Origin of the sequence: Pseudoalteromonas sp. ND6B (assembly GCF_000764215.1) — a bacterium.
In the GTDB taxonomy this organism is placed as follows: Bacteria; Pseudomonadota; Gammaproteobacteria; order Enterobacterales; family Alteromonadaceae; genus Pseudoalteromonas; species Pseudoalteromonas tetraodonis.
This window is the reverse complement of sequence record NZ_JQFL01000081.1, coordinates 56,774-68,502: the sequence shown is the minus strand read 5'-3', so window position 1 is coordinate 68,502 and position 11,729 is coordinate 56,774. Positions and strand designations below refer to the sequence as shown.

The window sequence follows — 11,729 nt, the reverse complement described above, 5'->3', positions numbered from 1 at the left end:
TGAATCGCCCCGAGTTCATCGGAGACCAGTTTGTTTAAGTCAGGCCACTTTACCTGACTCGTTTAAATTATCATAGTAGTCTGTTTCATATTGAGCTGGTGAAATATACCCAATTGAAGATAATAAGCGTTGATTATTAAACCAATTGACCCACTCTAACGTTGCGTATTCAACAGCATCAACATTCTTCCACGGGCCATTTCTGCGAATAATCTCTGTTTTAAATAATCCATTTATTGTTTCAGCCAATGCATTGTCATAAGAGTCACCCACACTGCCTACAGACGCTTGAATTCCAGCTTCAGCAAGTCGCTCAGTGTATCGTATAGACAAATATTGGCTGCCTCTGTCGCTGTGGTGAATTAACCCTTCGGGGTTGCCACGATGCCAAATAGCTTGCTCTAACGCATCAAGAATAAGCTCTGTGTGCATTGTCGTTGATACACGCCAACCTACAATGTATCGTGAAAAAACATCTATCACGAAAGCGACATAAACAAACCCACTCCATGTGGCAACATAGGTGATGTCAGCTACCCAAAGTTGATTTGGCTGCTCAGCAGTAAATTGACGATTAACTAAATCAAGTGGCTTATCTTGTTGCTCGTCAGGTATCGTTGTCTTATGTGCTTTACCCCGACGAACACCTTGAATTCCCATAACTCGCATCAATCGTTCGACTGTACAGCGGGCGACTTGATGGTCGTCAAGCTGTAGCTGCTTCCATATTTTTCTTGCACCATAAACTGACATATTATCCTCCCACACTTCGCGAATGAGTATTATCAGCTCAGCATCACGCTTTTTGCGGTTAGACAGTCGCTCAGGCTCTCTTTGTATCTGTTTATGAGAATAATACGTTGATGGTGCAATCGGCAATTCCTTGCAAATTGACTCGACACCGTAATGCTCTCTGCAAGCATCAATAAAATCCACTATTACTTCTGTTTGCGGTCGAGCTCCGCTTGGGCGAAAAAAGCGGCAGCTTGCCTCAGGATATCATTCGTTCGCTTGAGCTCTTTATTCTCGCGCTCTAAGACGGCAAGGCGTTCTTCAGTTGATTGCGTATTAGAAGAGGGTTTAGACGGTTGAGCTTGAGATTTCTTGACCCATGCTCTAAGTGTTTCTGGGGTACATCCCAGTTTATCTGAAATCGATACTAGCGCAGCCCAAAGAGAAGGGTATTCATGCTGTTGTGTGGTAACAAGCCTAATTGCACGTTCACGAAATTCTGATGTATAGCGATTTGATTTTTTCATAGTTCCAGTTTCTCAAGTTATTGAGTCTCTGGCAAACACGGGGCGATTCAGGTTTCTGCTTATCCCTATTCTTGTATTGCCGTCTTCTTTTTCAACATGCTGCCGAAAACCAAAATACTTGTAGGCGTCCTTGTCTTGAAGTCTAGCGCTCTTTAAGTCGATAGTGAACTCTTCAAATGGGCTATAAGATATAAGAATAAGTTTTGATATGTTTGGGGATTTATCGAAAGGAACATGATCTAACTTTTCTAACTTTTTAATATCACCACTCTCAACACCTAACCAATATTCGACTAGTGATTTAAGAGTATATGACTTACCTATTCCATTCGGGCCAATCAGCAAATTAATATCATAAGGTAAGTTTTCAGAATTAAATTTGAAGGAAATAGGTTCTGATAGGCCATTATATTTTCTAACATTTAACACAAAATCTTTAATTTTTGATTCATGTGGTGAAAAGAACGCCCAGCCATCTGTAAATGCTTTCCGAGCACCAGCCTCTCTTAGGGCTGATGTCACAAAATCAGGATGTTCTGATAGTCTTATTGCTTCTTTGTCATCTTCTACATTTATTAAATAACTGGCATCACGGGTTACTTTTAGAACGTTGACTGCTTTTTGTAAACTTAGTTTTCCCAAGATAGCTGAGTAAAAATCAATATCACTCGGTACAGAGATATAATTTAAATTTGGTATAGGAAAAAAACCATCCCAACCTTTATCTCTTAGCTCATTTAATTTTTGTGGGGAGTATTTATCATCTTCAATATAAAGCTTCAATGAAAATTCCAATACTTTTTCACTACCTAAGTACAACACAGCATTCAAGCTTGTACTAATATTATAGTCATCCCAATTATTGAACGACAAAGCTAGCATATCTGACTCGTTATCCAAACGTGTCGGTGACCACCTCCAATTAGTTCCTTTATGGAAGAATATCTTCATCTATTAACCCTTTAATTCAATTTGTTCTGAAATTACTGTGGATGTTTTCTTTAACCATTCACCTATAAATCTGGGAATGAAGTGGCTCTTTTCAAGAACACTTTGGGCTTTACATTGTTTGCAGATTCCATTCACAGAACACTCCAGCAATTCATTAAACTCAGTCTAGTCAATATTTACACTAAGGTTTAAAATTGTAAACCTAAATTTAATTGGTTGGAAAAGACGCAAAGGACCAAGCCTTGCATCTTGCCAAGATTAAACACCAATCTCACGTTTAACACCCTTTCCCCTTCATCATGCCCTGAAAAATAAGCAATTGATGAGTAATTCATTTCATGGATGAAATGAAAGCCATGCTTGCACATGGATGTGCTTTCATGGCGTTTACGTTCACATCAATTATGTTTTGAAGGATTAAGCGTGATGCTCGGGTGCGCTGGGAGAGTCCAGAGAGGGGTCAGCGGCAGCCCCTCTTTGGCTGCCGTCGCCAGCGCGACAAAACCTTGAATAAGGTTTCTATTTTCTAAAAAAGCCGAACGTATTCACATTACCGATGACGATAACCACAAGCACCTATTCAAATACTTATTCAGGCTGCCGCCTGCGCGTCAGTAAGCTGTTCGCTAATAACAATTAAACACCTTTTGGGCTGTCGCCCAACACGCCAGCAAGCTGTGCGTCTACAAATATTTAAACACACACAAAAAAGCCGTTGCATTGCTGCAACGGCTTTTATTATTTCGATAAATCACACTCTACAGTGGAACTTACTACCCATTAAAGTTTAAAAATTAGTCGCGGTATGTCTCAATCGGAGGACATGCACACACTAAATTACGGTCGCCGTATACGTCATCGATACGTGTAACCGTTGGCCAGAACTTATCTTTAGCAACTGCTGGTACTGGGAATGCAGCGTAAAAACGGTCATACGCGCGGTCCCATTCATTACCTAACACATCAGCTTGTGTGTGCGGTGCAAATACCAGTGGGTTGTTTTCAATAGACCATTCACCAGAAATGATTTTATCAATTTCACCTTTAATCGATACCATCGCTTCGATAAAGCGGTCAATCTCGCCCTTAGACTCAGATTCAGTTGGCTCAATCATTAATGTGCCCGCTACTGGGAACGACATTGTTGGTGAGTGGAAACCATAATCTTGTAAGCGCTTAGCAACGTCCATTTCAGTAATACCTGATGCTTCTTTTAATGGGCGTAGGTCAATAATACATTCGTGAGCAACGCGATTATTACGGCCACGGTATAAAATTGGGAAGTGCTTGCTAAGCTCATTGCTTAAGTAGTTAGCATTTACAATCGCCATTTCTGTCGCTTGTTTTAAACCTTCAGAGCCCATCATGGCAATGTAAGCCCATGAAATAGGTAAAATAGCGGCAGAGCCGTAAGGCGCTGCCGATACTGCGCCGTTACCTGCATTAGTACCTGGTACGTTAATTACGCTATGGTTTGGCATAAATGGCGCAAGGTGCGATTTAACACCAATTGGGCCAACACCTGGGCCACCGCCGCCGTGTGGAATACAGAAGGTTTTATGTAAGTTTAAGTGCGACACGTCTGAGCCAATAAAGCCTGGGCTAGTAACACCTACTTGGGCGTTCATATTTGCGCCATCCATGTAAACTTGGCCACCGTGCTGGTGAACAATTTCACATAACTCACGAATCGTTTCTTCGTATACACCGTGTGTAGATGGGTACGTTACCATGGCACATGATAGGTTTTCAGACACCTCAGCAGCTTTGGTTTTTAAGTCTTCCATGTCGATGTTGCCGTGTTTATCACAGTTAACAACTACAATTTTCATGCTCGCCATTTGTGCCGACGCCGGGTTAGTACCGTGCGCAGAGCTTGGAATTAAACATACGTTACGGTGCGCATCCCCTCGTGACTCGTGGTATTTACGAATGGCGATTAGGCCTGCGTATTCACCTTGTGCACCTGAATTTGGTTGCAATGAAACCGCGTCGTAACCGGTAATGTTAACTAGCCAATCGTGTAGCTCGTTAATCATTATTTGGTAACCTTCTGCTTGGTCTAGCGGGCAGAATGGGTGAAGGTTTGCAAATTCAGGCCAGGTAATTGGGATCATTTCAGCGGTCGCGTTGAGTTTCATAGTACATGAACCTAACGAGATCATTGAATGATTAAGCGCTAAATCTTTGTTTTCAAGGCGCTTGATGTAGCGAAGCATGTCTGTTTCGCTGTGGTAGCTGTTAAAGTTTGGATGCGTAAGGATTTCATCATCACGCACTAGGCTTGCAGGAATAGAGTCACTGCCATTTGCTTCAACATCAGCGGCAATTGCATCTACGCTTAGGCCGTGGCCTTCGCCTAAAATAATATCAAATAACTCGGCAATGTCTGCACGTGTTGTGGTTTCTGATACTGAAATTGAGTATTCACCCGCATGGTTAGCAGCAAAGTTAACACCTTTAGCCACAGCACGCGCAATCACGTCGGCTTTGTTTTCATCAACAACAGTTAATGTATCAAACCACGTTGTGTGCTTAAGGGCGACGCCTTTTGCTTTTAAGCCGGTTGCTAAAATATCAGCAAAACGGTGAATGCGTTGTGCAATGGTTTTTAAGCCTTGCGGGCCATGGTATACCGCGTAAAACGCCGCCATGTTGGCAAGTAATACTTGCGCAGTACAAATGTTTGAGTTGGCTTTGTCGCGGCGAATGTGTTGCTCGCGCGTTTGCATTGCCATACGCAGTGCATCGTTACCTAAACGGTCTTTTGATACACCAATAATACGCCCTGGTAGTGAACGTTTGTACGCATCACGTGTTGCAAAAAATGCTGCGTGAGGACCACCGTAACCCATTGGCACACCAAAACGCTGAGCAGAGCCAAGTACTACATCGGCGCCTAATTTACCTGGTGCTTTTAATAGTAGTAAGCTCATGATATCGGCTGCCACACAGGCAATCGCTTTTTTGCTTTGTACGCCAGCAATTAGGTCAGTTATATCAACAATTTCGCCTGATGTTGACGGGTATTGAAATAACGCACCAAAAATGTCGTGGTTCACGGCATCAGCGGCTTTACCTACAATAATTTCAAAACCAAATTGCTCTGCTCGGGTGCTCACTACGTCAATGGTTTGCGTGTGTACGTCGTCGGCAATAAAGAACGCATTGGCTTTTTTAGCTTTAGATACACGTTTTGCAAGGCCCATTGCCTCGGCTGCAGCAGTTGATTCGTCAAGCAGTGAAGCACTTGCTAAATCTAGGCCGGTAATGTCTAAGGTCATAGTCTGGAAATTTAATAGTGACTCTAAACGCCCTTGTGCAATCTCTGGCTGATACGGTGTGTACGCTGTGTACCAACCCGGGTTTTCAAGTACGTTACGTAAAATTACGTGCGGTACGTGAGTTGGGTGGTAGCCTTGGCCAATATACGATTTGAAAACTTTATTTTTGCTTGCTACTGATTTTAAGTAGCTTAGTGTTTCAACTTCGGTGCGGCTTTCGCCGATATTAAGACCTTGCTCAAGACGAATACCAGCAGGTACAGTTTGACCGATCAGCTCTTCAACGCTCGATACTTCAAGAGCGCTAAGCATGTCGTTTACTTGCGCTGGGCTTGGCCCAATATGGCGGCGAATAAAATCTTGCTTTTGCTCTAATTGTTCAAGAGATTTGGCGTTTGACATGTGTCCAGATTCCTATGATCCTAAATACTAATGGGTAACTAGTATTGATTAAAATATGTGATGATTTGGCAACTTACTGAGTATGGTAATAAGCTGTAAAATCATAAAAGCCCCAATGTTTTAAATAGAGGGGCTTTTAACTAATTAACGATTACTCTTCGTCAATAGTGTGTGCGTAGCCTTCTGCGTCGAGCAAGTTATCAACTTCAGATTCGTCAGATGCTTTAATGCGGAATAACCAACCGTCGCCGTAAGCGTCGTTGTTTACTGTTTCTGGAGAATCTTCTAGCTCTTCGTTAATAGCAACAACTTCACCGCTAATTGGTGCGTAAATGTCTGACGCCGCTTTTACTGACTCTGCTACTGCACAGTCTTCGCCTGCATCAACTACGTCGCCTACTTCTGGTAATTCAACAAATACCATGTCGCCAAGCAGCTCTTGAGCGTGCTCAGAAATGCCAACAGTGTAAGTGCCGTCGCCTTCATTACGAACCCACTCGTGTGAAGGTGCGTATTTTAACTCGCTAGGGATATTGCTCATTTTGTTTCATCCTTTGGTTTAGATTGGGAGAATACCAATAAATGAGGGTGACCTATTTACTGGTATAACCAAATTATTTAGATTATTGATTTACCGTTACGTACAAAGCCCGATTTAACTACTTTTACGTTAACTAATTTTTTACGCATTTCTACTTGAGCTGTGTCGCCGGTTGAACGTGGCACACGTGCTAATGCAACACTATAGCCCAATGTTGGTGAGAATGTGCCAGATGTAATAACACCTTCGCCACCATCAACAATTACTTTAGAACCACTGCGTAGTACGCCTTTTTCTTCAAGAATAAGACCTACTTGCTTGTGAGTACTTTTTTCTGCACGTTGTTTTACCAAAACATCACGACCAATAAAGTCACGATCTTCTGGTTCCCATGCAATAGTCCATGCCATGTTAGCTGCCAGTGGTGATACGCTTTCGTCCATATCTAGGCCGTAAAGGTTCATACCTGCTTCTAAACGTAGTGTGTCGCGCGCGCCTAAGCCCGCAGGCGCTACACCGGCATCAAGCAATTGCTGCCATAAATCGGCTGCTTGCTCGTTTGGTACTACAATTTCGTAACCGTCTTCGCCAGTATAACCTGTTGTAGCAATAAATAAATCACCGGCTTGAACACCAAAAAATGGCTTCATGCCTTCAACTGCAGCTTGCTGGTCTGCGTTTAAAACCTGGGCAGTTTTAGCGCGTGCATTAGGGCCTTGAACCGCAATCATGGCGAATTCTGGGCGCTCAGTAACCGTTACTGCAAAATCGCTCGATACCTTAGCTAAATGTGCTAGGTCTTTTTCACGGGTCGCTGAGTTAACCACTAAGCGATAAAATGTTTCGCTAAAGTAGTAAATAATTAAGTCGTCAATTACACCACCTTGCTCGTTAAGCATGCCGGTGTAAAGCGCTTTGCCAGGTACTGTTAATTTAGCAACGTCGTTAGCCACAAGCTTGCGTAAAAATGCTTGTGCTTGCTCACCTTGTATATCAACAATGGTCATGTGCGATACGTCGAACATGCCTGCATCGTTACGTACGGCGTTGTGTTCTTCTATTTGTGAACCGTAGTTAATTGGCATTTCCCAGCCATGAAAATCAACCATTTTTGCGCCGGCTTCAATGTGCTTTGCATGTAATACTGTTTTAGAAGTCATAATATTCCTTCACTTTTAAATTAACCCATGTGTGTGGGCGTGGCCTCAATTGAATGAGGGGGAATAACATGGTAGCCATTAATACGCCTACCAAATTGTAATCTTTAACAAAAATATGTTTAACGAATTAAACAGCTTAGGTGTTCGTAACACTAAAGCCTTGTTGCTGCATATACTGTTGCCACTTATCAAGCGTAGGCGTTTTAGCAATCACTATAAACTGCTGCTCGTTGTTTTTATCTACCGCGGTAACAAACACTTCGCCACTTTGCGCGCCATAACAAAGCTGCGCATCAGCAAGGCGTAAGCCAGGTGTTAATTTAAACGCATCAACTAAGGTATCAAAGGCGTTGCTACCGGTTAAGGTAAAGGTTGCTAAATCGGTGCGTACCACAAAGTCGATATCGTATCTAAGTTGTTGCTCGTTAATGAGTGCTTGTAATTGCAGGCTGGCATTTACTGGGAGTACAAATCTAAAGGCGGTTTCGCTAAAGTAGAAAACGGCGTAGCTAAAATCAGAATTTAAATCGCCATCCAATGTGCCCTTAAAGCCAAAGCCACTGGCGGTTAGTTTGGTGAGGTCATGACCTAAAATAGCACTTAAAAATACCGATGCTTCACTGCCGCTAAAATCAATAACAACGTGGCTGTTATTAGCTTGTAAGGCATTAATAACCGCGCTGTTAGCGTTGCTATGTCGGGCAAACATTATCGGGTTAAAAGTCATAACAAATACCTATCTATCTTTAATAGCAAAAGTATATTGCGCAAGGCTTACAACAACAAATTGTAATTACTTATCAATTGATAAATAATACTTATATATATAGCCATATAAATAGTAATTTTAAATATGAAAAACATTTCAACCGACAGTTTACGTACATTTGTTATGGTGGTTGAGGTAGGTGGATTTGCCAAAGCAGGCGATTTACTTGGCCTTTCGCAACCGGCGGTAAGCTTACAAGTAAAACGTTTAGAAGACTTATTAGGCTATAAATTATTTAAAAAGCAGGGGCAACGCCAAGTACTTAATCAATATGGTGAACTGTTACTGCCTATGGCAAAACAAATGGTGCAACATAACGATGCCATCTTACAGTTGTTCACCTCAGAAAGTGTCACTGGTAAAGTGCGCCTGGGGATCCCTAGCGAATTTGCAGCACGTATTTTACCCTCTATTATTGGCGACTTTGTGGCGCTCTACCCTGATGTATCGTTAGAAGTGAAGTCACGTTTGAGTAAACACTTACTTTCGGATGAGCGCCAAGATCAATTTGATTTAGTACTGGCGCTAAATGAGCAGCTTGATTCAGAAAAATTCCCTATTTTTATTCAAGATCAATTAGTGTGGGTTGGCGATCTTTCATTGGCGCAAAATGAAACCGTTACCTTAGTAACAGCGCCTGAAGGCTGTATTTACCGACGAAGAGCAACCCAAGCGCTTGAAAAAGCAGGTATTAAATACCGTATTGTTTATAGCAACGCCGATTTAACCGGTTTAATTGCAGCATTAAAAGAAGGTTTAGGTATTACTGTACTGGCAAGAAGTACGGTGCCGAACGATTTAACCTATCAATTACACACTAAAAATTTACCTGCGCTCGGTAGCATTGGCATTAGTTTAGTTAAAACTGCCCGCGAACCTGAAAACGCCGTGTTTAAACTCGCTGAGTTTATTAAACTACGCTTAGGCTACCCCACTGCTTAAATAACCTGAACTCTGGATAATAAATCTATCTCAAGCAGCGTTCAGGTTAAATTAACCGCCACCAGCCAATACATTATCCCTGTTTTTATAAAACAAAAATAAACACCTAGTTAAAAATGTTATAAAAACAGCCTGTTTTTACGACAGATGTAAATGATAGTAAAACTTAATAATATTGATTCTCATTCGTTAACATGTTTAAATTACGCCAATTTCAGTAGTTGAACTATTTTTAGGGTAATCAATGTCACATAAATTTTTAGTTTCTTCGTTAACTGCAGCTGTTGCGCTGTCTTTGAGCACAACAGCAATGGCAAAAGATACTGACAAAGTTGAGCGTAACTTTGAACAAATTACCGTTATTGGCTCACAAGCCGCTATTAACGATATTCCAGGATCTGCTACGTTTATTTCAGATGCAGAATTGCAAAAATTCGAATTTACCGATATTTCTCGCGTGTTAGCATCTGTACCAGGTGTGTACGTGCAAGAAGAAGATGGCTACGGCCTGCGCCCTAATATTGGTATGCGCGGTACAGGTACTGGCCGTAACGACAAAATTTCTGTGATGGAAGACGGCGTACTTGTTGCTCCAGCTCCTTACTCTGCACCATCGGCTTACTACTTCCCTACTATGGGGCGTATGGAGTCAATTGAAGTACTAAAAGGTGCTGCCTCTGTTAAATACGGCCCGCGTACAACCGGTGGTGTACTAAATTTACTTTCTCGCAGCCTGCCAACTGAGCCAAATAGCTCAACAGGCATGCTAGATGCAGCCCTTGGTAGCGATGGTTACTACAAAGGTCACGCTTACTTCGCAAAAGAAAAAAACAACACTGCAGGCTTAATTGAAGTGTTTTCTTACGGCGCTGATGGCTTTAAAGAATTGCCAGTAGGTGATGACAACACTGGTTTTGAAAAAAACGACGTATTGGTAAAGTTTGGCCATACCTTTGGTGAAAACGATGCGCATAACATTGAGTTCAAAGTAAAGTACTCTGAAGAAACATCAGACGAAACCTACATGGGTTTAACCGATGCCGATCACCAACAAAACCCGTACCGTCGTTATGCGGCATCGCAAAATGATGAAATGAACACTCGCCATAATGCATACCAAGTAAACTATGCATACCGTTTTGGTCAAGGTTATGAAGTTTTAGCAACCGCTTATCTAAACGACTTCCACCGTAACTGGTATAAAGCAAGCAGTGTTGGTTCAAGCACACTTGAGCAATACAGCGAGTTTGAAGCAAACCCAACAGCTGCCGGTATTGAAAATATAGGTGTTAAAGCCAATAACCGTGACTACCAAGCCAAAGGTGTGCAGTCTGAATTACACATCCCAGCGGGCGCTCACTACATTACGGTTGGCGTACGTTACCACGAAGACGAAATGGATCGTTTCCAGTGGGAAGACAAATACACGCTTAATCAAGATTTAAGCATGACTCTTACCTCACAAGGCGCTCCAGGCTCTAACAGCAACCGTTTAGACAGTGCAAAAGCAAGCACGCTATTTATTCAAGACGAATGGACAATGGATGCATTAGTAGTGAGTGCTGGTCTTCGTTATGAAGACATAACTATTACCCGTGAAGAGTGGGCTAAGTCAGATCCAACCCGTAGCCTAGGCTTAACAAAAGATATCTCTAACGATACTGAAATTTTAGTACCGTCTTTAGGTGCTACTTACACACTTAACGACAATGTTACGTTACTTGCTGGTATTCAAAAAGGTTACGCCCCTGCAGCACCGGGTAATGCAGACCAAGACGAAGAAGAGAGCGTCAACATCGAGTTTGGCTCTCGTTTTAATGCGGGCGGTTTTAACGGTGAAGTAATTGCGTTTTACTCTGATTACGACAATATGCATGGTAACTGTACTGCATCAGTAGGTTGTAATGACGATAACATTGGTGACCAATACAACTACGGTGAAGTAGAAGTATCGGGCTTTGAATTTAGTGCCGGTCGTACGTTTAATACTGCATCGGTTGCGTTCCCAGTAAAATTAACTTACACCTACACAGATTCAGAATTTAAAAACACGTTTGATTCAGAAATTTGGGGCTCAGTAGAAAAAGGCGATGCAATGCCTTACGTACCTGAGAACCAGGTTGCTTTATCGTTTGGCGCAGAAGTGAATAACTTTGTGGTAAATAGCCAAATACGTTACGTGTCTGATGCACATGCTGATTTAACTAACTCAGGCTTAAATGCGATTGATAGCCGTGTTGTATGGGATTTAGCTGCTAAGTACTTAATCGACGAAAACCAAAAAGTATACCTAAGCGTAGATAACTTGTTTGATAAAACCTACATTGCTAACCGTGCAAATGGCGGTATTCAACCTGGTAAGCCACGTTCAGTACAAATGGGCTACTCTTACAGTTTTTAATAAAGTGCTAACTTAAAAGT

At 42.1% G+C, this 11,729-nt stretch carries 8 protein-coding genes and 1 other annotated feature; of the genes, 2 read left to right on the top strand and 6 right to left on the bottom strand.

Annotation, left to right across the window (positions count from 1 at the left end):
- Positions 1 to 39 precede the first annotated feature (39 nt).
- The 6 genes from ND6B_RS00800 to ND6B_RS00830 all read right to left on the bottom strand — a co-directional run bounded on the left by ND6B_RS00800 (position 40) and on the right by ND6B_RS00830 (position 8,324).
- A protein-coding gene (locus tag ND6B_RS00800; protein WP_223230517.1) for an IS3 family transposase occupies positions 40 to 1,259 on the bottom strand; the annotation gives its coding sequence in 2 pieces (ribosomal slippage) (positions 40 to 971 and positions 971 to 1,259; 1,221 coding nt in all).
- Positions 865 to 981: a sequence feature (AL1L pseudoknot), on the bottom strand. Its footprint overlaps the gene before it by 117 nt.
- A gap of 12 nt (positions 1,260 to 1,271) precedes the next feature.
- Entirely contained in the window at positions 1,272 to 2,210 is a 939-nt protein-coding gene (locus tag ND6B_RS19730) for a hypothetical protein (RefSeq protein ID WP_051686700.1), read from the bottom strand.
- 794 nt (positions 2,211 to 3,004) lie between these two features.
- A complete protein-coding gene (gene gcvP, locus ND6B_RS00815) occupies positions 3,005 to 5,896 on the bottom strand; it encodes an aminomethyl-transferring glycine dehydrogenase (RefSeq protein WP_033104353.1) in 2,892 nt (963 codons plus the stop codon).
- A 151-nt stretch (positions 5,897 to 6,047) separates the two neighbouring features.
- Entirely contained in the window at positions 6,048 to 6,437 is a 390-nt protein-coding gene (gene gcvH / locus ND6B_RS00820; RefSeq protein ID WP_013464091.1) for a glycine cleavage system protein GcvH, read from the bottom strand.
- Positions 6,438 to 6,514: 77 nt separating this feature from the next.
- Positions 6,515 to 7,597: a glycine cleavage system aminomethyltransferase GcvT gene (gene gcvT / locus ND6B_RS00825; RefSeq protein ID WP_024601227.1), complete on the bottom strand. Its 1,083-nt coding sequence runs from the start codon at positions 7,595 to 7,597 to the stop codon at positions 6,515 to 6,517.
- Between the two features lie 136 nt (positions 7,598 to 7,733).
- Positions 7,734 to 8,324: a hypothetical protein gene (locus ND6B_RS00830; protein ID WP_033104352.1), complete on the bottom strand. Its 591-nt coding sequence runs from the start codon at positions 8,322 to 8,324 to the stop codon at positions 7,734 to 7,736.
- A gap of 126 nt (positions 8,325 to 8,450) precedes the next feature.
- Here ND6B_RS00830 and ND6B_RS00835 point away from each other — a divergent pair, with 126 nt between their 5' ends.
- Together ND6B_RS00835 and ND6B_RS00840 are read left to right on the top strand one after the other, a co-directional pair.
- Positions 8,451 to 9,308: a LysR family transcriptional regulator gene (locus ND6B_RS00835; protein ID WP_013464088.1), complete on the top strand. Its 858-nt coding sequence runs from the start codon at positions 8,451 to 8,453 to the stop codon at positions 9,306 to 9,308.
- Positions 9,309 to 9,552: 244 nt separating this feature from the next.
- Complete coding sequence (locus ND6B_RS00840; RefSeq protein ID WP_033104351.1) at positions 9,553 to 11,709, top strand: TonB-dependent receptor family protein; 2,157 nt, start codon at positions 9,553 to 9,555, stop codon at positions 11,707 to 11,709.
- Positions 11,710 to 11,729 lie beyond the last annotated feature (20 nt).

Coding starts and splice junctions, on each gene's coding strand:
- ND6B_RS19730 (WP_051686700.1), bottom strand. CDS start 2,210: ATGAAGATATTCTTCCATAAAGGAACTAATTGGAGGTGGTCACCGACA.
- gcvP (WP_033104353.1), bottom strand. CDS start 5,896: ATGTCAAACGCCAAATCTCTTGAACAATTAGAGCAAAAGCAAGATTTT.
- gcvH (WP_013464091.1), bottom strand. CDS start 6,437: ATGAGCAATATCCCTAGCGAGTTAAAATACGCACCTTCACACGAGTGG.
- gcvT (WP_024601227.1), bottom strand. CDS start 7,597: ATGACTTCTAAAACAGTATTACATGCAAAGCACATTGAAGCCGGCGCA.
- ND6B_RS00830 (WP_033104352.1), bottom strand. CDS start 8,324: ATGACTTTTAACCCGATAATGTTTGCCCGACATAGCAACGCTAACAGC.
- ND6B_RS00835 (WP_013464088.1), top strand. CDS start 8,451: ATGAAAAACATTTCAACCGACAGTTTACGTACATTTGTTATGGTGGTT.
- ND6B_RS00840 (WP_033104351.1), top strand. CDS start 9,553: ATGTCACATAAATTTTTAGTTTCTTCGTTAACTGCAGCTGTTGCGCTG.